Below are 23089 nucleotides of genomic sequence, written 5' to 3'. Positions count from 1 at the left end.
TCAATCAAATCCTAGCAAGTCAAAGATTTCACGATCTTTTAGAGATTCCATCAGCAATGGGTCATCATCCAAAAGTAAGCTCGCTGCCAAACGGAGATATTCCTCTTTCACCGCCTCAATTTCAGGCGTAGATTCCATCTCAAAAATAGTGCATTTCTTTAAACGACTTTTACGAATAGCATCTAGATCAGGAAAATGAGCCATTTTCTTCAGACCAACTCGATCGTTGAATTTATCGATTTGATCAGTATCTTTACTACGGTTAGCAATCACGCCACCTAAGCGAACGTTGTAATTTTTAGCCTTGGCACTAATTGCTTGAACAATACGATTCATTGCAAAGATAGAATCGAAATCATTTGCAGCGACAATGAGAGCACGATCAGCATGTTGCAGTGGAGCCGCAAAACCACCACATACCACGTCACCCAACACATCAAAAATAACAATGTCGGTATCTTCTAGTAAATGATGTTCTTTTAAGAGCTTTACTGTTTGCCCGACGACGTATCCACCACAGCCAGTTCCAGCTGGAGGGCCACCTGCTTCGACACACATCACGCCGTTGAAGCCCTCATAGACAAAATCTTCTACACGCAATTCTTCAGAGTGAAAATCTACTGACTCCAAAATATCAATTACAGTAGGAACCAGCTTTTTAGTTAAGGTAAAAGTAGAGTCATGCTTTGGATCACATCCAATCTGAATTACACGCTTACCTAATAATGAAAAAGCTGCGGAAAGATTAGAAGATGTGGTGCTTTTTCCAATTCCACCCTTTCCGTAAATTGCAAAAACTTTGGCATTCCCAATTTTTTCATTTGGGTCTAGATGCACTTGCAAGCTGCCCTCGCCATCTAGCGGCTTCGTTTTAGTATTAATTGAAGAAATTGGTATGTTTACCGTTTCCATTAAATAGGTACTCCCTCGTATACACCTTCAAGTCGATCTTCAAAGTCATTGGCAACGCGACGTAATGTCTCAAGTACCGATGGCTCTGGCTTCCAGTAATTTCTTTCTGATGCTTCTAATAAGCGACTTGCTACTTTCGCCGATGATGCAGGGTTCAAACTCATTAAACGCTCGCGCATTTCTGGGTCTAATATGAATGTCTGAGTAAGGTGCTGGTAAACCCAAGGCTCAACTTGGCCCGTAGTGGCTGACCAACCTACAGTATTGGTGAGATGGCTTTCTAATTGACGCACACCCTCGTAGCCATGCTTAAGCATGCCTTCGTACCACTTTGGATTAAGCATGCGTGAGCGAGTTTCTAGAGAAACTTGCTCATTCAAAGATCTCACGACTGCATCACCCTTAGTTTGATCGCCAATATATACCGGTGCCGCTTTACCACCTTTGGCTCTGCGAACAGCTCTACTGACGCCACCCAAGGTATCAAAGTAGGTATCAATCGTAGTTACCCCCAATTCAATGGAATCGAGATTTTGGTAGGTCAGCTCTACATCTGCAAGAATGCAGTTGAGCAAATCACTTTGCAGTACCGGTCTACCTGATCTGCCGTAAGCAAAACTTTTACGACGGGTATAAGTTTCTGCTAATTCGTTTTCGTCCTGCCACAGGCCGTTATCAATCATCATATTGACGTTGGCACCGTAAGCGCTCTCAGCATTGCCAAATACACGTAACGCTGCAGTCTCCAAATCGCAGCCATTTTTCTCTTGATAAGCAAGCGCATGTTTGCGAATGAAATTTTGCTCTACTGGTTCATCAGCTGCTGCTGCCAAGAAAGCTGCTTCTGCCAAAATCTTAATTTGTAAAGGCATCAAGTCTCTAAAGATTCCTGAGATAGAGACCATCACATCAATGCGTGGGCGTCCCAACTCTTCTAGCGACACTAGTTGAGCACCAGCCAATCTGCCAAAGCTATCAAAACGGGGTAAAGCACCCATTAAGGCAAAGATTTGGGCGATTGGGCCGCCTTCAGTTTTGAGGTTATCAGTACCCCAAAGTACCATCGCTATCGATTCTGGCAATGGATTACCATCCGCCTGATATCTCTCCAGAATTTTGTTGGCTTGATATTGACCATCCTTCATAGCAAACTTACTTGGGATACGGAATGGATCAAAGCCGTGAACATTTCTACCAGTAGGAAGCACTTGAGGATTTCTTAAAACATCACCACCTGGTGCTGGGCGGATATAACGACCTTCCAAAGCTTTCAAAATACCTTGCATTTCGCTATCGGACTGCATATCACGATGCATATTTAATACCTGATTCAACTCTTCTCTTAAGCTAGGTGTTAAAGCCAGCGCTTGGTCTTTGGCAAATTTCTCAAGACTTTGGCTATGAATCAATTCATTCATCGCCTCTCTAGAGAAATCCTGAATCTCACCCTCTTGCACTGATGCGTAACTCATCAGCATATCTAGGCTTTGTTCTGTACTGATTGGACTACCTAATATATGCAAACCATAAGGAATCAATGTGTACTCGAGTTCCAGTATTTGTTCGCTTAAATGCATTACAGCTTTATTGACTGTATCTACATCGAGTGTTTTTAAAGCTGGCTCTGTGGATAGAAACTCCAATTCCACAGCCTGTGCCTGGAGAGAATCTAAAAGCTCCTGTGCATTTGTGTCCCAGGCATGAGCAACTTCTTGATTAGCTTCTTGAGGCGTCGCTTTACGCCAATGCTCCACAGACTCTTTTAATTCGGATAAGCCCTGATACAAGCCTGCCTGAGATACTGGTGGAGTTAAGTAGCTAATGAGTGTTGCTCCGGCACGTCTCTTGGCGATTGCTCCCTCTGAGGGATTGTTGGACGCATAAATATAGAGATTAGGCAAATCATTGATTAAGCGATCAGGCCAGCATGAGCCCGACATACCTGATTGTTTTCCAGGCATAAATTCAAGTGCGCCATGAGTACCAAAATGCAGCACTGCTGAGGCAGCAAAATCTTCACGTAAATAGCGATAAAACGCCGAGAATGCATGAGTTGGTGCAAATCCTTTTTCATGCAGCAAACGCATTGGATCACCTTCGTATCCAAATCCTGGCTGAAGCGCTACGAATACATTGCCGAACTGTTTACCCAATACAAATAGAGAAGAACCATTAGTCAGCAGCTTTCCAGGTGCAGGCCCCCATTGAGCCTCTATCTCTTTTAGCCAAGGCTCACGCTTAATGTGATCTTCTGTGCTGATTTGCGCATGCACATTGGCATCAGTGCCAAACTGCTTGGCATTACCAGCCAGGATCTGATCTCTAAATTCATCTACAGAATTTGGCACCTCTACTGTGTAGCCTTCTGCCTTCAAACTCTTTAGAGTATTGAAGACTGACTCGAAAACACTCAAATGAGCAGCAGTACCTACTCTTCCGGCATTGGGCGGGAAGTTAAACATGACTAAAGCGACTTTACGATTAGCCTGCCCTACTTTACGAAGTGCGATCAGTTTGCTGACTCGTGCAGCCAACATTGCAGTCCGCTCGACACAGGTATGCATGTCGTGACGATTAATGCTGGCTTCAAATACGCATGCCTTGTGACAACCAGTACATTGGACATCTGCTTCACCAGCACGACCGCCAAACACCATTGGGACAATCGCACCATCTAACTCAGGAATAGCGATCATCAGAGTGTTTTCAACCGGCAATAAGCCGCGATCGGAACCACCCCAATCGTTCAAAGTTTGAAACTCTAATGGTTGCGCTGCCAGATAAGGCACATCTAGCGAAGCCAAAACCTCTTCCGCTGCCTTGGCATCATTGTAAGCAGGACCTCCCACGAGAGAAAAACCAGTCAATGACACTACGGCATCGACCATATTTTTTCCATCTTGAAAAAAGAATTGCTCAATTGCAGGTCTAGCATCTAGGCCAACCGCAAATATCGGCAATACCTGTAAACCCTGCGCTTCTAAAGCAGCAATTGCAGAATCGTAATGCAATGTATTACCAGCCAATATATAAGATCTGAGTAATAGCAGACCTACCCTACCTTTAGACTTTTTGTCACTCACTAACTTCGGTAAATCGCTTAAGGACTCGCTCATGCGACCCTGAAGACGCGGATGATAGATACCGTTATCTGGATAAATAACTGGCTCTACTAATTTTTCTTTCGTTTTTAATACTTCACGCTCACCGGCAGCATACCGATTGACCAAATTTTTGACCATATGGTAAAGGTTCTCTTCGGAGCCCCCTAACCAATATTGCAGGGTTAAAAAATAGGCTCTCACATCCTGAGCGCCGCCAGGAATAAAACGTAGAATCTTTGGCAAACGACGTAACATGCGCATCTGAGCAGCGCCACCAGTTTGTGATTTTTCTTTATTACCTCTGAGGCGCTTGAGCAAACCAAGTAAACCACTTGCAGGTTTACCCATATCAAATGCACCCATACGTGTCAGGCTCACTACTTCTCCAGCAGACATGGCACATACCATCGCGTCGCAATGATCTCGCCTTGCTTTAAGGGCTTCAATCACTGGCTTAAAGTGATCTTCCATAAAGAGCATGGTCACAATCAAAATGTCGGCCGACTGAATATCTGCAAGACAGTTTTCTAGCGCCTTGCTATCTACTGTCCAACTTGAAGCTGCATGAATAGTCAATTCCAAACTAGGCATCTTCTTTTTTAGAGCATGACGAGCCCTCTCAGTCGCACTAGCCAAGTGCGTATCCATCGTTACGATGGTTACCCTCATTGACGGACGCTTATCTGCCATAGTGGGCCTTAGCATCGTAAAGGGTTTCAATCGTAATTTGGCTGATGCCATGCTCTACAGCAAACTTTTCCGTATTACGCCGCGCTTTACCTCGCACAAAGAACGGGATTTTTCCTAATTCTTTTTCAGCGGCAGCGTCCCAAAGATTGGCTGGTTTATTCCCACTAAAGACTTCAGCATTGACTTGAACTGCTTTAGCAACAACAGCATCTTCAGCAGAAGTCGGAACCGGAGCATGTTCTTTTACACTTGGGCTGCCATGACCTAGATGAGATGACGTTGCATCAGCACTAAATTCAAAGTCATCACGGAACATCATGATGAGATGCTCCTCAAGACCCATCATTAGAGGATGAATCCAGGTATCAAATAAAACATTGGCACCTTCAAAGCCCATTTGAGGGGAATAGCGTGCAGGAAAATCTTGCACATGCACTGGCGCTGAAATAACTGCGCAAGGAATACCTAATCTCTTGGCAATATGACGTTCCATTTGAGTACCTAGAACCAGATCTGGAGCTAATTCAGATACCTTTTGCTCGACCTCTAAATAATCATCAGTAATCAGCGCTTCGACACCATACAATTTTGCTGCCTCGCGCACTTCGCGAGCAAACTCACGACTATAAGTTCCTAAACCCACTACCTTAAAACCAATCTCTTCTGCGGCAACTTTAGCTGCAGCAATAGCATGGCTTGCATCGCCAAAAATAAATACCCGCTTATCAGTGAGATAGGTTGAGTCAACTGATTTTGCATACCAGCGCGCCCGCTCCTCTTGACTGGCTAAAGTAGCTTCAGGATCGAGATTAGCAAGCTGTGCCACCTCTTCAATAAATGCTTTAGTTGCTTTAGTACCAATCGGAATGGTCTTTGTAAAAGGCTGGCCAAAAGTTTTGTTCAACCAAGTACATGTCAGTTGGCTGATTTCTGGATAAAGCGATATGTTGAAATCAGCCCCTGAAATCTGACTTAAATCCAATACAGATGCGTTTAGCGGCGCAATGACCTTCACCTCGATACCCATCGACTCCAATAAGCCTTTGATCTCCTGGACATCATCACGATTCCTAAAGCCCAAGGCTGTTGGGCCCAAGATATTACAGCTAGGTTTTTGTCCTGCCTGCTTATTGGCCGCTCGCCTCTCTTGATACTGCTGCGCTGATATTGTTTTATCTGCAGGCACTAAGGCACGAACAATATGATAGAAAGTTTCTGAAGCGCCCCAGTTTTCTTTTTTCTGATACGAAGGTAACTCCAGTGGAATCACTGGAATAGGCAAACTAAGAGCTCTAGCTAAACCGCCTGGATCATCTTGAATCAATTCAGCGGTACATGAAGCGCCAACAATCATTGCTTTTGGTTGAAAGCGTTGATAAGCATCGTTTACTGAATCCTGAAATAACTGCGCAGTATCACCGCCCAAATCTCTTGCTTGAAATGTTGTGTAAGTTACTGGAGGACGTTTACGTGCACGCCCGATCATCGTAAATAACAGATCTGCGTAGGTATCACCCTGTGGAGAATGCAGCACATAATGCAAGTCCGTCATTGAAGTAGCAATACGCATTGCTCCAATGTGTGGAGGGCCTTCATATGTCCATAGAGTTAATTGCATCTTTTTTCCCTTAGGCCGCTAATCTCATACTTCGATTTAAAGGTCGCGCAAAGAGCTCTGCTAAATCTGCAGCCTGCTCATAGCCGTGCACAGGACTAAATACCAACTCAATTGACCACTTGGTTGTAATACCTTCTGCTTCTAATGGATTTGCCAATCCCAATCCACAAACAACGATGTCTGGCTTATCTGCGCGACATCTATCTAGTTGCTTTTCAACATCCTGGCCCTCTACGATCCGGGAGTTTTCAGGAAGTAAATCTAACTCCGCCTCAAGATGCTGCTTATGAAGGTAAGGCGTGCCAATTTCTAGGACCTTCATGCCGCACTCCTGAGAAAGAAAACGCGCCAATGGGATCTCCAGTTGAGAGTCTGGGAAAAACGAGATACGCTTGCTTTCTAGCATTGGTATGTAACGTGCCAAAGCCTTTTGAGCACGCTCAATTTTGGGCTGTGTTACCTCATCAAAATGCTGAGCACTCACTCCCCATTGATTGGCTGCTGCTTTAAGCCAAGAGCTTGTTCCTTCAATTCCAAATGGGAATGGTGCTGAGATTCTTTTTGCACCACGCTCCTCGATCAATCTGGCTGTCTCAGCCAAAAAGGGTTGCGCAAGCAGGTATTGTGTATTGCTGTGAATTTCAATCTTTTGCTGTGAATTTTTGGGCGGGAAAAAAGATACCCGAGAAATTCCCAGTTCATTAAATAGACGCTGAAATTGATCTTCAACGACATCCGGCAAGCAACCCACAATCAGCAGATTCTTTTCTTGTGCTACCACTGCCTTAGGAATTTCATTTACTAGTGATGCGAGACAAGCATCCTCACCTTGGGTGAATGTCGTTTCAATGCCGCTACCTGAATAACTCAAGATGCGGCAATGATTTAAAAATTCCTTGCTTAATCTTTGCGCAGCCCTTGAAAGATCAAGCTTGATGACCTCAGATGGGCATGAACCAACTAAAAATAGCATTTTGATATCAGGGCGGCGCGTGAGAAGGGATTTCACGACACGATCTAACTCCTCATGCGCATCAGCAATTCCAGCCAGATCACGATCATCAATAATGGCAGTGGCAAAGCGTGGCTCCGCAAAGATCATCACTCCAGCCGCTGATTGCACAAGGTGGGCACAGGTGCGGGAGCCTACTACCAAGAAGAAGGCATCTTGAATCTTGCGGTGTAGCCAAATAATTCCTGTTAATCCACAAAATACCTCTCTTTGGCCGCGCTCTTTATAGATAGGAATATTTTTTCCCACACTACTGAGTTGATCTTTAGGCAAGTCTACGATGGCATTCATGCAGTGACCCCCTTATTCATTTGCAAGCGGGCGATACGAAGCTTGTATATAAATTGACCAGCATTGATAAAGTAAGACGCGTAGGCAGCCAAGGCCAGATACATTAGTCCACGTTGACTCATGCCACCTTCATAGAGAAAGTAGAGATAAAGGGTATGCAGTAAAATGACCAACATACTAAATACGTCTTCCCAAAAAAAACTCTCTGCGAAAAGGTATTTACCAAAAACAACTTTCTCCCAAATACATCCTGTCAGCATGATTAAATAGAGAAATACTGTTTTAATGACGACTGAGATAGTCGCTAATGCGTATCCATCTCCAGTAAGGAGATAGCGCAGCACTAAAGAGAGGCTGATGAGGCACACCAAGAATTGAATTGGGGCCAAAATACCCTGAACCAAAGTCCAAACAGTGGCGTCTCGTCTTGCGCGCTGTTCTTGGTTATATAGGGGCTTATTCATCTTCATTTTTGACGCTGCCTTATTGGCTATGTGTAAACAAAACTTTACGCCAAATCTTCTCCACAAAAACTAGTATTTTCCCTAATATAAAGGGATAAATATAAGTGTAAACCCTAGTTTAAACAAATTTATTGCTTTAAATTGATCATAGGTGTAATAATTATTTTACATTTAATTGTCATTTATGTAGCAGGCACTACCTTAGGGGCTGTTTAGTGAATTCATTAGCTAAAAAAGAACTCATCAGAGAAGTAGTCAGCACTCAATTACCAGACTTAATTGGGGAGATTGAACGCAAAGTAGATGTATCAGCATCTAGGACCTCCTCTAATCAAAATTGGATTCAATCGCCCCAAACCAAGCAAAATCAATATCGCAATAAGCTAGATGAAGAGGAGGTCAACAAACTCACCAATCTTTTGCTTGATAGCCAAGAGGGGTCCTTTGAGTTTGCCATCACCATACTGAAAACCCATGGTGCCTCAATTAATTACATTGTTTTAGAGCTCATCCCAGAAATTGCCAGGAGATTTGGCAAGCAATGGGAGGATGATAGTCTTAGCTTTGCGGACGTATCAATGGGAGTAAGCAAACTTGAAAGAGCGATACACAAGCTTGATTATCTCTTTCAGGCCAATCAACTAGATCGACAGCAAAATAAGGCTATTTTTATTTCTGGATTCCCTGGCTCTCAACATAGTTTAGGCAGCCTTATTTTTGGTAATTTTCTAACATTTTGCGGCTGGCAAGTACATCGTCCAAATCAAACCAATCTTGACTCCATTGTCTATGGAGTGTCTTCAAAAATACTCCAAGCAATCGCTATTTCAGTCTCAACTAATCAGCAGCTTGAGCAACTTCCAAGCTTGATTGATTTACTCAGACAAAAATCTCAGAACCCCAAAATTATTGTTCTTATAGGTGGCCCGCTTTATAATAAGGCGCCTGAAGCTTTTGATCATATTCAGGCGGAAGTCAAAGCGTTTAGCCCTGAGGAATCTGTTCAAAAACTTGAACAACATCTCAGCCAATTAGAAAAATAATACTTAGATAAATAAGTAGAAAATAAAACGTGACCAAAATTTATAATTTAGATACTTCTGAATTAAATAACTTAGATGTGAATTTGGCAGCTGAGCTGCTAGCGCTGTCTGTAGATTTAACGATGATTCTAAATGAATCTGGCGTCATTGAAAAAGTAGTTGATGGTTCAAAACCTGTTGCAGCAAATACCTCATCGCTAGTTGGCAAAAAATGGCTAGATAGTGTGGCTATTGATAGTCAACCAAAAGTAAATGCACTACTCAAAACGCGCGAAGATCAGGATGAGCAAAAATGGCGTCAAGTAAATCAAGAGATTGATGGAGCAAACTCACTTCCAATTCAATTTAGCACCATCTTTTTTGCTAAACAAAATAAGTTAGTCGCAATTGGCAAAGATCTCAGTAGCATTTCTATGCTGCAGCAAAAATTAGTTGAGTCTCAACAAGAAATTGAGCGTGATTATGCAAATCTGCACGCCATTCAAAATCGCTACTTACAACTCTTCAATAGCATTGATCAAGCCTATCTGATTGTGGATAGTCAGACTTTAAAGATGATTGAAGTAAATAAATCAGCTGGTTTTCTAGTTGGGGATCTGAAAAAAATTCAAGGCAAGCTCTTTGTCAACTTATTCCCCACCAAAGACCATGAGGCAATTCAAAGTTACCTTTTGGAATCCAAAGCGGGAATACTGCAATCCTCCTTTCAAACGACTCTCGAAGATTTGAAAGAAAACGTAGAAATTTCGAGCTCGCTATTACGCGAAGGAAATCAGAATATATGTTTGGTCTCCATTAAGTCAAAGTCTCAAACTACGAATCTCGGCACAGTTAATGAGCAAGCTGCCCTACTCTCACAAGCCATGGAAGATTTTCAGGATGGCTTTATTGTTTGCAGTACAAATGGGGTCATCCTCACAAGTAACAATACATTTGTCACGATGTCTCAATCAACTCAAAAAGAGAGTGTCTTAGGCAAGTCTCTAGAGCTATGGCTTGGAAGAGCTAGTGTTGATCTCAAAATTATCTTAGGCACCGTTCGTGAGCATGGATCTATTAAGGACTACGCAAGTACGATCACTGCGGATGATGGTAGCTCATCTGTGCCCGTACAAATCTCTGCTGTAAGCTTTAATAGCGGCAAGCTATCTTTAGTCGCGATTGGCATTCATCAACTCTCTAAAGCCCTCAATAAGCCAACAGATAAGCCTGATAATCTCGGCAAGAATGCCAAAGAACTGACCCAATTGGTAGGCAAGGTGCCACTCAAACAAATTGTTACCGAGACTACTGACATTATTGAAAAATTGTGTATTTTGGCAGCACTTGATCTCACCATGACCAATAGAGCATCTGCCGCAGAACTGCTCGGCCTATCAAGACAAGGTCTCTATATCAAAATGAGACGCTTTGGCATTGTGGACAGCAATGCTCCCGATGATATTGACGCCTAAGTACGCATGAATGATCAGACAGCAGTATTAGGATTAATTGATATTGCGTCTAATTCTAGAGGGTGGGGGTTTTTAAGATACATCCTTGGTACAACTCCTTTTAAAAATAGTCCAGGCCTGCAGTTTTGCAAAGTGCTAGGCTCTGGTTTTAACGGCGGGTTTAGCACTAAACCCAGCCTCACCAAACAAGGCTTCTTTTGTGTTTTCGATAGTGCAGATAATGCCGCCCGATTTGGAGAGTCTTCCTCCATTCTTAAAGCCTATCAAGACCATGCCCATGAATTCTTTTTGGCGAGCGTGCAGGCATACTCCAGTCGAGGCTCTTGGTCTAGGTTCTCTATGTCTTGCGCAAACCCTAACCCACCTGTGAATGGTCCTATTGCATCCCTAACAAGGGCATCTATAAGACCAAGTAAAGCTAGTCAATTTTGGGCGAAAGCAAAACCTGCAGAAGATGCAATTACATTAGCAGCAGGAAAAATTCTGACAGCGGGAGTTGGGGAGGCCCCCTACTTACGTCAAGCAACCTTCACCATCTGGGATAACGCTCAATCCCTTGAGCAATATGCCCAGCAAGGCGCTCATCTATCGGCAATTAAGGCCGCATATGGTCAAGATTACTTCTCTGAATCTATGTTTACGCGTTTCAGGGTCATCAAGGCACAGGGAATCTGGCAGGGCAAGCATGTCCAAATCTCCTAAGATTCTGATCGTTGGTGCGGGTATTGGTGGACTCACTGCAGCCCTTGAGCTTGCTCATCATGGGCTAGATGTCACTGTATTAGAAAAAAGTCAGGATCCAGGAGGAAAGATACGTCAAATCAACGTTGATAATGCGCTGATTGATTCTGGCCCAACGGTGTTTACAATGCGCTGGATATTTGAAAAACTCTTTGCGGATTGCGATGAAAGCTTTGATGCAGAGTTTGAGCTTGAAGCCTTAGATATTCTTGCGCGCCATAGCTGGGGAGAGGCGCCACTCGACTTATACGCAGACACTCAGAAAAGTGCCGATGCCATTGGTCAATTTAGCAGTTCTAAACAAGCGCAATTATTTTTAGAGTTTTGTAGAACCGCCAAAAAAGTATACGGCGTACTGAAGGGTCCGTTTATCGAATCCCCTCGCCCAAACATGTTAGGAATGATGTCGGCATTGGGCGTACAAAAGAGTAAAGTGCTATGGGATATTGGTCCATTTAGCAGCCTCTGGTCTTCTCTTGAAAGCTATTTTCCAGATCCGCGCTTACATCAATTATTTGGACGCTACGCTACGTATTGTGGTTCCTCCCCTTATTTGGCACCAGCTACTTTAATGCTCATTGCTGAAGTGGAAATGGAAGGCGTATGGTCTATTAAAGGGGGCATGGCCAAAATCCCCGGAGTGATTTCACGCTTGGCACAAAAAAAGGGTTGCCAGTTCCAGTATGGATCTGAAGTTCAATCACTTCGATTTGCTGGGACCCAGGTTAGCGGCGTTCAACTGAGTTCTGGCGAAGTGATTGAATGCGATTACCTGATTTTTAATGGTGATATTAATGCTTTACAAAAAGGCTTACTTGGTAAACAGGCAAACACAGCGATTCCAAAAAACCTGAAACAAACAGATTCTCTTTCTGCACTTACTTGGTCCATGCGGGTCAAAGCTTCCGGCTTTCCACTGGTAAGACATAACGTATTTTTTAATCAACCGTATAAAAGCGAATTTACAGATATATTCGAAAACAAAAAATTACCAATCAATCCTACTGTCTATATTTGTGCCCAAGACAGAACGGATCTAGCCAGTAACAATAATGATTATGAAAGACTGCTTTGCTTAGTCAATGCACCTGCTGATGGTGATAATCAATTCTATGATTTTGAGGAAATAGAACGATGCGAACAAAAAGCATTTTCACTCATGGGCCAGTATGGTCTGCAACTTCAGGATGCGAAGATTACTCGCACATCACCTCAAGAGTTTGCCAAACTATTTCCGGGTCGAGGTGGAGCCCTTTATGGTCAAGCGACTCACGGTTGGATGAGCTCCTTTCAACGACTCGGTTCTCAGTCTCAAATCAGCAATCTTCTCTTGGCGGGGGGCAGCACTCATCCGGGACCGGGAGTTCCCATGGCAGCTATGTCAGGTCGACTGGCGGCCGCGACTCTAATGGAGCACCTCGGTTTAACCAAGTAGTTGATCCTGGTAACTATTTATGGTGGTACATCGATGGTCTCAGCGATGATGGGCTCTATGGCTTTAGCATCATTGCCTTTGTTGGTAGCGTCTTCTCCCCCTATTACGCTTGGGCTAATAAAAGTAAGCCGGCGCTCGCTGATGATTACTGCGCAATCAATGTAGCACTCTATACCCCCACAAAGAAATATTGGACGATGACTGAGCGCGGTCAAAATGCGATTGAAAGAACAGCTCATCAATTTACTATTGGGCCGAGTCATCTGCGCTGGGAAAATGGCGCGCTCACGATTCAAATCAATGAACGAGTCCCGTTACTGGGCAATAAAGTTCAGGGGAGTATTAAAGTATTTCCTGAGCAACTCTTTAAGCAAGTTGTAGAACTTGATGATCTTGGAAAACATCGCTGGGGACCTATTGCACCCTCAGCAAGAGTAGAGGTCAACTTTACAAACCCCTCACTTCAATGGCATGGCAATGCCTATTTTGACTCCAATGAAGGTGATGAAGCGATCAGCAAACCCTTTAGTGAATGGGATTGGTCACGAGCACACCTCAAAGATGGTAGTACCGCAGTCATCTATGACGTTCGGCAAAAAAATGGTTGCGAGCGGATTATTGCCAGTAAATTTAATCTGGATGGAACTATAGAGTCCTTTGTCCCACCAGAAAGAGTATTGCTAAATAAAACAGGCTGGCGCATCGATCGAAATATGCGCTCTGAGGAGCACGGAGGAAAGCCTAGTGTGACCCTACTCAACACTTTCGAAGATACACCCTTTTATGCGCGTTCAATGCTCCAATCGCGTCTGCTTGGCGAAGAAGTCACTTCAATGCATGAAACCCTCAACGTCAAACGCCTAGAGTCCAATATTGTGCAGTTTATGTTGCCCTGGAGAATGCCTAGAAACCCAACTCGCTTCTTCTAAATTGAAAGCGCTAAGCCTAGCTTAATGTTGCGCTAGAGAATTGAAAGACTGTACTTTTCTACGCTCAATCTTTTCCATTAAGCCAACCACCCAGATCAATCTATCTTCTACTGAGCCTGTGTAATGAGCATAAGGAGCCTCGGGCTCGACAGCATCGACTAAAAATTGAATGGATGGAATTTTAGTCAGGCTATGATTCAACTTACTACTGTAGATCGTCGATTGCAGAGACTTTAGTAAGAGCAATATTTTTTTCTTCTTAGAAACCACCGCTCTCTGGCTGATGCTATCTAAACCTTGTCGCTCGATTTGCCGACTGATTTCAGAATAAATAAGGCCTGCAGCAGCAATTGCAGAACGACAGTTGCGAGGTAAACCTACAATGCCATAAGAAGCACGCTCATACATTTCATCTGCATGCGATATCAATCTCTGAATCACCCTGGATATAGCGTCATTGAAGATGGGTTTTTCCAACCAGTCATCTGGATCAATACCCTCAGCTACCAGCCAGTCTCTTGGTAAATATAAACGCTGATTTCTGGCATCCTCACCCACATCTCTAGCAATATTAGTAAGTTGCATTGCTAAACCTAGCTCGCAAGCACGCTCTAATATATCGCGGTCACGAACACCCATAATTAAGGTCATCATGGCACCTACTGTCGAAGCTACTCTTGCTGCGTAGTCACATAATTCATCAATGGTTTGATACTGTCTTCCATTGCGATCCCATCTAAAGCCTTCAACTAAAGCTTCTAAAATCTCGCGTGGAATTAAGAAACGGGAAACGACAAGAGCAAGCGCCCTATCCGCCGGAATATCTGCTGGGTTTTGTGCATAAATACGATCAAGGCGATATTCAATTTGCTTGATCACATCTTCAGGAGCATGCTGATCATCCACCATGTCATCAAGTAAGCGACAAAATGCATATAAAGCTATAGCTGAATCTCGTATCTTGGCCGGCAGTATTTTGGCGGCAGCAAAGAATGATTTTGAACCGTCGCGCATCAGATTCTCGCAAGACTCTAGATCTATCTGAAACCCATATTCTGAGGTAATAGCCCTATCAAGCATGATGAACCACCATTTTTGCGGGAGCAATGAGTGAATCCAACGCTTTGGCTGAAGAGAGCACTCCTGGTATGCCAGCGCCCGGGTGCGTACTAGCACCAACCATATAAAGACCTTCAATTTCTTCGCTACGATTATGGGGTCTAAACCAAGCGCTCTGCGTTAAAAGCGGCTCAAGACCAAACGCAGCACCTTTATAGGACAACAAACGATCTTGAAAATCTTGAGGCGTCATTACAAACGATTCCACTAGATTCTCTTCTAGCCCAGGCAAAACTGTTTCACCTAGCATCTTGGCAATAGACTGCCGGTAGGATTCTGCAACCTCACTCCAATTGGTGCCACTATCTAAGTGGGGTACGGGCGATAGCACATAAAAGGTATCGCAACTATCTGGGGCAAGACTTGGATCAGTAGCAGTCGGTCGATGCAAATAAAGACTAAAGTCTTTAGCTAGGTGATGGTGTTTAAAAATGTCTTCTAACAATGCTTTATAGCGCTCACCCAAGAGCATCATGTGATGTGGCACTTGTGGGTACTGTTTTTTAGTACCAAAATACCAGACAAATAGACTCATAGAATATTTACCATTTTCTATTTTTTTATCTGTCCAGACTTTGCGGTATTTCGAGTCAATGAGATTTTTGTAAGTCCAAGCAGTATCAGCATTGGAGATCACTTTATTGGCATACAGAACGTCGCCATTTTCTAAAGTTACTCCAGTGACTTTATGGTCAACAATATTAATTTTCTTGACAGTACTAGCGTACCGTATAGAAACACCTAAGCCGCCTAATAAACCGACAAGCCCTTTGATAATCGAGCCAGTACCGCCCATTGCAGAATGAACACCCCATTTGCGCTCTAGCGAGTTAATCAGTGCATATGCAGAACTAACCGAAAACGGATTGCCTCCAATAAGCAGGGGATGAAAGCTCATCACCTCTCTTAATTGAGGATCCTTAATATATTTCGCCACCAGGCTATACAGATTATTCCAGGCACGCATCTTGATTAAATTAGGCATTGCCTTGACTAAATCTCCAATGCTCTCAAATGCAACATCGCCTAGATCTTCAAATGCAAGTTTGTAGCAGCTTTCCGCTTCATCTAAAAACCGTAAATAACCAGGTAGATCTTTAGGGCTAAATTTAGCAACTTCCACCTTCATGCGGTCTAAATCGCCGGTGTAATTAAAAATACGCCCATCAGCAAAACGGATTTGATAAAAAGGATCCATTGCACGAAGATCTACATCATCAGACATCTTCTTGCCGCATAACTCCCATAACTCTTCTAGAAGAAATGGGGCTGTAATAATAGTTGGGCCAGCATCGAATGTAAAACCATTGCGACGATGCACATACGCTCTACCGCCAGCGCTACCCAGTCTCTCGAGAATCTGTACATCGTAACCTTTAACGGCTAAGCGAATGGCAGCTGCTAGCCCCCCAAATCCAGAGCCGATAACAATGGCCCTTTCAGCATGCTTGCCATCGTTATAGGCTGCGTCCTTTTCAGGAATCTTAAATTGATCGACCTTTTGGTCCATCAGATCACCTCTAATTTACATCCTTGCTGATTAACTCCATCAACAAGGATTTGGAAATTAGTTTTTGGCAATTTGATTACCCTCTTTTGGCTTGCCATTATTAGGGGCAAGGAAAGGGTAATCCTGCAACATACTCTTACCTAAAAGCGGTTTGTTTACGCCCTGATGGCAAGTAGCACAATTTGCCTTTCCAACATCTCCATCTGGACCCTTGCGGTTAGGAGGCGATATGCCAGCTAAAGGTGAGATAAATGTAGTGTTGACATCCTTAAGCATCTGAATGCCATGCCAAGCTTGGACACGCTGTGGAGTGCTTTCTTCCCAACTTGAGAATGCACGACTGTTATGACAGAAAGTACAGTTCGCTCCAAGCGAATGAGACATATGGGACATCACACCATACACATTTTCAGTCGTTTGTAGAGTGGCTTTATGACCTGTGGGAAGCGCTGTATCGCCAATCACCCTAGCAGCAGAAGCATTCGCTACGAAATAGCTACTAAAGGAGTTATTTGGCAAAGAGGCATAGGCACTTCCTACTGTAGGATCATTTTGACCATTCTTATTACCCAGCATATTTCCGCCACGTTTCTCAACTGTGTTGAACCACACATTTTGCGGAACATTATTACCACGGTGACAGGTATAACAAGTCACACCCGTTGTCTTCACGTGATCACTCCAGTTGCCATTAATACTTTGATTCATCTGAATCATTCTTCTAGCAACTGTCTTGGTATACAAAGAATCATCTGCAAAATTTTGTACGTTATGGCAGTATGCACATCCCTGATTTGGAGCTACCCAGGAAGTCATCGAAACCATGAAGGTACTAAACTGTGCAGCACTGAGGTTACCCAAAACCTTGACGTTTTTATATACAGCACTCGCCTTTGGACCATCCGCAGAAGATGGAATTGGGGGTGGTAATTCATTTAACTTAGCTAGTTGCTCATCGGTACGTGGATTACTAATTTGATCCATACCAGTTCCGCGAAAACCTGTTTGCTTAGAGTCGACTGGTGGTCGTTCACATGCCGTCAAGAACATCATGGCGAAGATGCTCAAGACAAGGGCAATTTTTTGAGTCCAATTTTTCATTATTTCTCCCCTTTGGCCACTGGAGCTACCGGTGCTTTTAAGGCAGGGTCAGCTACAGTTCCGTAAATCGCTGGGTAAGCTGGAGCAATATTGTGTTTCACTCCCCATAAATACCAGTTATCTACTACAGTACCGGTTAACAAAATGCCAATACCGCCTGTCAACGGAGTTAACACTGCAAACCACCAAGCCCAACGGTGAATGGATTCCATCGTTGCATTAAAGCCCATAGTCCATCTCCAGAACAAGGCAGCGCGCTCAGAAGCAGTTCCTCGATCAACAATCTGTTCAATTTCTCGCTCGCCACCAAAACGACTCACAGCAAGAATAGTGGCACCGTGCATTGCAAATAAGAGCACTGAGCCATAAAGGAAAACAATGGAAAGCATATGGAATGGGTTGTAAAACAAATTTCCATAGCGAATCGAAAAGGCAGCTGTCCAATCTAAATGAGAGAAGATGCCGAAAGGAACGCCTTCACTCCAGCTACCCATTAATACAGGGCGAATTAAACCTAAGACTAGGAATAACCAAATTGCTGATGCAAACGCCCAAGGCACATGAGTGCCCATACCGAGCGCTTGCGCTCTACGGAATGTGCGTAACCACCACAACATGATGGAGATAGTGGTAAATAAGCCGACAATTAACCACCAACCTCCTTCATTCATTGGGGGGAATGTTAGACCATATTTAGGTGATGGTGCATCGAGTGATAACCAAAAGAGTTTTCTCACAAACTGCAATGGATTCCAATCTACTTGGGCCAGCATATTCATGCCAATGATAAAAAAGGCGGTCATACCAAACATCAATGACGCAACTCCAAGACGGCCAAGATATACCGGACCTAGCTGTGCATTACCCAGTCGCCCCATGAGATGACTAAAACCAATCGTTTTAGTTCTCTCACGCATATCGTAGTCGTTAATTGGAACACCATGACTAGCGGGTCCAGTGACTTGCGTTTGTGTAAATAGATTTTGATATTCCATCATGCTCTCCGCATTTTCAATTGAGCTAAAACTATCCCCAGATTGGTAAATTCAACCACCATGTCCACCACTCAGGCCAACCTTTAGTCCAAAATGGTCCGCTGATCACAATACAAACAGCACTCCAAAATACTGCTGCTAGCGCTAAAAATAGACCTAATCGGTGGATACCTAAGGTACCAACTGAGTAACCAACAATGTCTCTAAAGAAGGTGTCTTCATGCTCTGGTGTTCTAACGGTATGACCTGGCTGAGGATTAGTGGAAGACAAAATTAATGCGCCATGAAGTGCAAGCGCTAATGTTGTTGTGAAAAATAATGTCACTGCAATCATATGTGCAGGGTTGTAGTGAAAGTGTAGGTACTGATATCCCGTATTCGATACCCAATCTAAGTGACTCAGGATGCCGTAAGGAAAACCATAATGCCAAGCACCCATCAGAACCGGTCTGATAACCACTAAAGTAAAGTAAGCAAAGATCGCCATACTAAAAGCAGCTGGAACATGCAATCCCATGCCCAGCTTGCGAGAGATCTCAACCTCTCGCATAGCCCATGATCCAAAAGCTCCTAAGGCGCAAATAGTAATGATTTGCCATAAGCCGCCCTCCATCATTGGAGCCACCCCTAGACCGTATTTCAGATCTGGTGGTGCAATATTAATTAGCCAAGGATTGAAAACCCCTGCCTGTGAAGTTCCCCAAAAAATCATTGCAGTTCCTAAGAATGCAAAAAAGATGGTTGTAACCCCAAAAAAACCGACGTAGAACGGGCCTACCCAGAAATCAAAAAGATCTCCTCCCACCAGAGTCCCACCGCGTACGCGGTATTTTTTTTCAAAATTGAGCATGGCCATATAGCGCTCCTAACATAATGAGAATATTTCTCAAAACTAATTAATCGTACGTAGACGAATACCTATTGCTAGAAATTCGTCTACGATTTGTACATCTAATTACTTCTTCGCTGCTGCGATTGCTGCTTTGTACTGCTCTTGACTCATTCCATCCAACCATTTGTACTGAGCAGTGCTCAATAAAATGAGATGAATCATGGCCGCCAAAGCAAATAGAAAAACGCCCTGTGCAACCATCGCACGTAACGGGTCGTATAGTTTCCATACTCTCCACATAATATTTCTCCTAATTTAAGTAAGACATAAAGCTGTAAACACCTGACTCAACTGACTTTAAAAAAGATGCTCCGTCAGATTCAGAAAATAACCAACTTTTCTGCGAGGAAGGCAACACAACCAAAATGAGGGCAACTATAAAGATCACCACATAACTAACTAAGAAAATAAACTTAAAGGACATTGTGTCCTTAAGATCATTTTTATTGATTAAATCTGTATTGGTCTTCATATTCATTACTCCTTTTAGCTGCGCTATTTACTATGTACTTACTACTGCATCAAAAGAACCATGGACGCCAAGCCCATACAAGTATGTGCGCGACGACTGCGATAGCAACGAACCCTAAAAGACCTTGCACATAAAATGCATGGAATTCTTGAGCCTCTGCATCGGTAAGCCCAGATATAGATCTGTTTTCACTCATGATGACAACTCCTTGAAACTGACCTTACGGTCTTTTCTACATCACCCCTGTAGATTTGAGGATATGACCTGGAAAAGTCATATTGGTTTAACCCTTGATTAGGGTAATTTTTTTGTACTAGCTTCATACAACCTCTCCCGCTGTAATGGAGAAGGATGACTTCTGTACACAATCTACTGTGACTCTTTCAATATTTTGTTTGCGAGCCTCAAACTCTGCCTCATCGCGCATTCTTTTGGCGGCCGATATTTGGGTAAGTACAGGTTGATTACTAATTAATTTATTCAGAAGCTCTTGCGCTTCTTGCTCCCAAGGCATTGTCTTAATTGAGCTTTGAACCCTGGCAGGTGTGCGATCAACCTTATCCATCTCAGTACCTAGCGGCAGAATATTGAACAAGGCATCAAATAGAGAGTTGCAAACTTCTTGAATTAAATACACTGAGCCCGCATACCCCATGAATGGAGTGCCGGTATGTCTACGAATAATCGCTCCTGGAAAAGATGCGGGGATATAAGAAAAACGAGTACCGATCTCACTGCCATACATCCGTTCGTTATAACTACCGAACATGACTAGTGGTGTTTTCTTCTGAACCAATTCTCGTATTTCAATATTGTTTGTCTTATTGCCTGGAATTCTAGGAATGGCGAAATTGCAAGGAAGACCCATCTCCTCTTCTAAGAAATTTCTAATTCCTCGGGTATAGGTTTCATTTGCAACAATGGCAAAACTCGCTGTACCAAAAAAGTCTTGGGTAACAGAACGCCATAAATCCCAAATTGGTTTCAGAGTAGTGTGTTTTTCTTGCTCAATAAAGCCTTCCACATCGAGCTCACAGAGCTCCCCAAGCTTTCTCAAAAATGCTGTTGTTGACTGCATTCCGATTGGGGCTTGTAAATATGGGCGCTCTAATGTCTCACACAGTAAACGTCCATACTCCCGATACATACAGACATTGACGTCAGCATCAGCTAACTTTGGAATGTCAGCTAGGTGTGATCCAAGTGGGAACACCATATTGACTTCTGCACCAATACCTTCGATTAATCTTCTAATTTCAGCTAAATCGCTATATAGGTTAAAGCTGCCATATGAAGGGCCAATAATATTGACTCTAGGCTTTTCACCTACAACCCTCTTACGCTCTGGAATTTTTTTCAGACCATACTCGGTCCATAACCAATTCATTGCACGGTTGGCACACTGCCACTGATCTTCATCAATTGTTCTAGGCAAGAAACGCTTGATACCAGTGCCTTCCGGAGTAACGCCACCACCAATCATTTCAGCAATCGATCCAGTTACCACTACTGCCGGTAAATCAGGATCCAATACTTTATGAGCACGCTTCATGGATTCTTCGGTACCCTCTCGGCCTAACTGCTCTTCAGCTAAACCAGTAACTACGATAGGCAGCTCATGAGGGGGTAAAGCATCCGTGTAATGTAATACTGATGTCACCGGCAAATTTTCACAGCCAACTGGACCGTCAATCACTACCTGCAAACCCTTCACAGCAGTGAAAACGTAGACGGCGCCCCAATAGCCACCAGCACGATCGTGATCCAGGACTAGCATTAGCCCATCTCCTCAGCTTTTTGTTTGGCTCGCGCTTTTTCCATGCGACGCCTTACCTCAGCTTTAAATTCAGGACGATCAACTGGCACTGATTCCCAAACACCAGTTGCATGATCTTTACCCACACCTTCAAAGAATGAATTCATAGCATCAAAGCGATCTTGATTTGCTAAAGCAGCATTGATCACTTGAGCTAATGAACCAGCTCCAGCTGCACCCATTAATGGTCGTGCTGAAATTAAGTTCGTGAAATACAGGGATGGAATAGCTAATTCTTTGGCTTTTTGAACCACTGGCGTTGTGCCAATCACTAAATCTGGCTCAAACTCCTTCATCGCCGCGAGATCTTGCTCAAGAGAAGCGCGATACTCAACATGCACACCATGCTGCTCGAGCCAATCTAAGTCGCCACTACTCCAGATTGTCTTTGGACAAGCGCTACCGACATAACGCACGTCTGCACCACTCTCTACTAATAAACGTGCTACTAGTAACTCTGAACCCTCATATCCGCTAAGCGTGATTCTTCCTTTGATCGGTTTTGCTTTGAGTGCAGCTTGAATCATTGGCAAGAACTTGGCTTTAGCATTACCAATTTTTTCTGCGCTAACGCCAGATGCCGCTCCGATGTTTTCTAGCCATTGAGCTGTACCCTCGTAGCCAATTGGGGCTGAACCCACAACGGTTCTGCCGGCACTTTCAAACTCACGAATACTCGCCGTATAAAAAGGATGTATCGCAGCGACTACTTTAGAATCCATTGCCTGATAGAGCTCGCGCCATTCTCTAGTAGGTACCACAGGACCTACTGCCAAATCCATAGGCTCGAGCATCATGCCAATACTAATAGGGTCTACTGGGAACATTTCGCCCAGTAGAGTAATAGTCGGCTTATCGGAGATTCCATTGCGTGGCGCTGAAACAGGACCGCTTTCGATTTCTGTGCGAGCATAGCGCAACATGGCGCTTGCTAAAACATCTTTTGCTTCCGCATGGGTTGGAACACCGAAGCCAGGAACATCAATACCAATAATGCGTACGCCATTAATTTCTTTTGGCAACAGCTGCAATGGAACACCACTAGCAGTCGGAACACATAAGTTAATGATGACGATTGCATCATAGAGTTCAGGATTCGCTTCTTTATATACGGCGTCTCGAATATCTTCGAAGAGCTTTCCAGTAACCAATGACTCTGAGTTAAATGGTACATAACCAACACTACGGCGAGCACCATAAAAATGTGAAGTAAAGGTCAAGCCATATACGCAACAAGCTGAGCCCGACAAAATAGTCGCTGTGCGACGCATTCTCAATCCAACTCGCAAAGATCCAAATGCAGGACACATACTCTGCGGCTGGTCATGCGGCCCCTTAGGATAGTCTTTTGCGTATTGCCCCAAAATCTCACTCTTATTGGCTGATTTAGCAGCAGCTAATAAATCCTCCGCCCCTGAATGACAAGAAATTCCAGACGTATTATTAGTCTGGTCTTGTATTGGAATGACTTTATTGGATTTCACGATGGAT

General features: G+C 43.7%; 20 protein-coding genes. 5 read left to right on the top strand and 15 right to left on the bottom strand.

Features of this window, described 5'->3' with window-relative positions:
* From bchL to bchF, 5 genes are read right to left on the bottom strand one after another with little or no spacing between them, the layout of a single operon-like run.
* Positions 1-912, bottom strand: a complete 912-nt coding sequence (gene bchL / locus ICN43_RS03700; RefSeq protein WP_216197261.1) for a ferredoxin:protochlorophyllide reductase (ATP-dependent) iron-sulfur ATP-binding protein — start codon at positions 910-912, stop codon at positions 1-3.
* A complete protein-coding gene (locus ICN43_RS03695) occupies positions 912-4706 on the bottom strand; it encodes a magnesium chelatase subunit H (protein ID WP_216197260.1) in 3795 nt (1264 codons plus the stop codon). The genes bchL and ICN43_RS03695 overlap by 1 nt, the downstream gene beginning before the upstream one ends.
* Positions 4696-6324: a ferredoxin:protochlorophyllide reductase (ATP-dependent) subunit B gene (gene bchB / locus ICN43_RS03690; RefSeq protein WP_216197259.1), complete on the bottom strand. Its 1629-nt coding sequence runs from the start codon at positions 6322-6324 to the stop codon at positions 4696-4698. The genes ICN43_RS03695 and bchB overlap by 11 nt, the downstream gene beginning before the upstream one ends.
* 10 nt (positions 6325-6334) lie before the next feature.
* Positions 6335-7627 (bottom strand): ferredoxin:protochlorophyllide reductase (ATP-dependent) subunit N, encoded by a 1293-nt coding sequence (locus ICN43_RS03685; protein ID WP_216197258.1) that lies wholly within the window; start codon positions 7625-7627, stop codon positions 6335-6337.
* Positions 7624-8091, bottom strand: a complete 468-nt coding sequence (gene bchF / locus ICN43_RS03680) for a 2-vinyl bacteriochlorophyllide hydratase (protein ID WP_255533410.1) — start codon at positions 8089-8091, stop codon at positions 7624-7626. Before bchF ends, ICN43_RS03685 begins: the two co-directional genes overlap by 4 nt.
* Positions 8092-8306: 215 nt before the next feature.
* Between bchF and ICN43_RS03675 the strand changes: the two genes are divergently transcribed.
* Genes ICN43_RS03675 through ICN43_RS03655 form a run of 5 tightly spaced genes read left to right on the top strand, consistent with a single transcriptional unit; the run spans position 8307 to position 13693 of the window.
* Complete coding sequence (locus tag ICN43_RS03675; protein ID WP_216197256.1) at positions 8307-9134, top strand: B12-binding domain-containing protein; 828 nt, start codon at positions 8307-8309, stop codon at positions 9132-9134.
* Between the two features lie 29 nt (positions 9135-9163).
* On the top strand, positions 9164-10588 hold the full coding sequence (gene ppsR, locus ICN43_RS03670) for a transcriptional regulator PpsR (protein WP_216197254.1): 1425 nt from the start codon (positions 9164-9166) through the stop codon (positions 10586-10588).
* A gap of 6 nt (positions 10589-10594) precedes the next feature.
* A complete protein-coding gene (locus ICN43_RS03665; RefSeq protein ID WP_216197253.1) occupies positions 10595-11290 on the top strand; it encodes a spheroidene monooxygenase in 696 nt (231 codons plus the stop codon).
* A complete protein-coding gene (gene crtD, locus ICN43_RS03660; protein WP_370623149.1) occupies positions 11274-12764 on the top strand; it encodes a 1-hydroxycarotenoid 3,4-desaturase CrtD in 1491 nt (496 codons plus the stop codon). Before ICN43_RS03665 ends, crtD begins: the two co-directional genes overlap by 17 nt.
* 29 nt (positions 12765-12793) lie before the next feature.
* Complete coding sequence (locus ICN43_RS03655; RefSeq protein WP_370623195.1) at positions 12794-13693, top strand: carotenoid 1,2-hydratase; 900 nt, start codon at positions 12794-12796, stop codon at positions 13691-13693.
* 21 nt (positions 13694-13714) lie between these two features.
* Here ICN43_RS03655 and ICN43_RS03650 read toward each other — a convergent pair whose 3' ends face one another.
* The 10 genes from ICN43_RS03650 to bchY form a co-directional block, all read right to left on the bottom strand.
* A complete protein-coding gene (locus ICN43_RS03650) occupies positions 13715-14773 on the bottom strand; it encodes a phytoene/squalene synthase family protein (RefSeq protein WP_216197251.1) in 1059 nt (352 codons plus the stop codon).
* Entirely contained in the window at positions 14766-16322 is a 1557-nt protein-coding gene (locus tag ICN43_RS03645; protein ID WP_216197250.1) for a phytoene desaturase, read from the bottom strand. Before ICN43_RS03645 ends, ICN43_RS03650 begins: the two co-directional genes overlap by 8 nt.
* 57 nt (positions 16323-16379) lie before the next feature.
* Positions 16380-17423: a photosynthetic reaction center cytochrome PufC gene (pufC, locus tag ICN43_RS03640; protein ID WP_216197249.1), complete on the bottom strand. Its 1044-nt coding sequence runs from the start codon at positions 17421-17423 to the stop codon at positions 16380-16382.
* Positions 17423-18418 carry a photosynthetic reaction center subunit M gene (pufM, locus tag ICN43_RS03635; protein ID WP_255533408.1) on the bottom strand — a complete coding sequence of 332 codons (996 nt, stop codon included), beginning with the start codon at positions 18416-18418 and terminating at the stop codon, positions 17423-17425. Before pufM ends, pufC begins: the two co-directional genes overlap by 1 nt.
* A gap of 31 nt (positions 18419-18449) precedes the next feature.
* The gene (gene pufL, locus ICN43_RS03630; protein ID WP_216197247.1) at positions 18450-19274 is read right to left on the bottom strand and encodes a photosynthetic reaction center subunit L; all 825 of its coding nucleotides are present in this window, start codon (positions 19272-19274) and stop codon (positions 18450-18452) included.
* A 99-nt stretch (positions 19275-19373) separates the two neighbouring features.
* Entirely contained in the window at positions 19374-19550 is a 177-nt protein-coding gene (gene pufA / locus ICN43_RS03625) for a light-harvesting antenna LH1, alpha subunit (protein WP_215272648.1), read from the bottom strand.
* Between the two features lie 10 nt (positions 19551-19560).
* Positions 19561-19782 (bottom strand): hypothetical protein, encoded by a 222-nt coding sequence (locus tag ICN43_RS03620; protein ID WP_216197246.1) that lies wholly within the window; start codon positions 19780-19782, stop codon positions 19561-19563.
* A gap of 49 nt (positions 19783-19831) precedes the next feature.
* Positions 19832-19978 carry a light-harvesting antenna LH1, beta subunit gene (pufB, locus tag ICN43_RS03615; RefSeq protein WP_087909627.1) on the bottom strand — a complete coding sequence of 49 codons (147 nt, stop codon included), beginning with the start codon at positions 19976-19978 and terminating at the stop codon, positions 19832-19834.
* 123 nt (positions 19979-20101) lie between these two features.
* Positions 20102-21559, bottom strand: coding sequence for a chlorophyllide a reductase subunit Z (bchZ, locus tag ICN43_RS03610; RefSeq protein WP_216197245.1), 1458 nt, complete (start codon positions 21557-21559; stop codon positions 20102-20104).
* The gene (gene bchY, locus ICN43_RS03605; protein WP_370623148.1) at positions 21559-23082 is read right to left on the bottom strand and encodes a chlorophyllide a reductase subunit Y; all 1524 of its coding nucleotides are present in this window, start codon (positions 23080-23082) and stop codon (positions 21559-21561) included. The genes bchZ and bchY overlap by 1 nt, the downstream gene beginning before the upstream one ends.
* Positions 23083-23089 lie beyond the last annotated feature (7 nt).

The organism is Polynucleobacter sp. UK-Mo-2m-Kol15 (genome assembly GCF_018881505.1).
Taxonomy (GTDB): Bacteria; Pseudomonadota; Gammaproteobacteria; order Burkholderiales; family Burkholderiaceae; genus Polynucleobacter.
The sequence above is the reverse complement of the archived record's forward strand: the minus strand, read 5'-3'. Positions and strand labels throughout refer to the sequence as shown.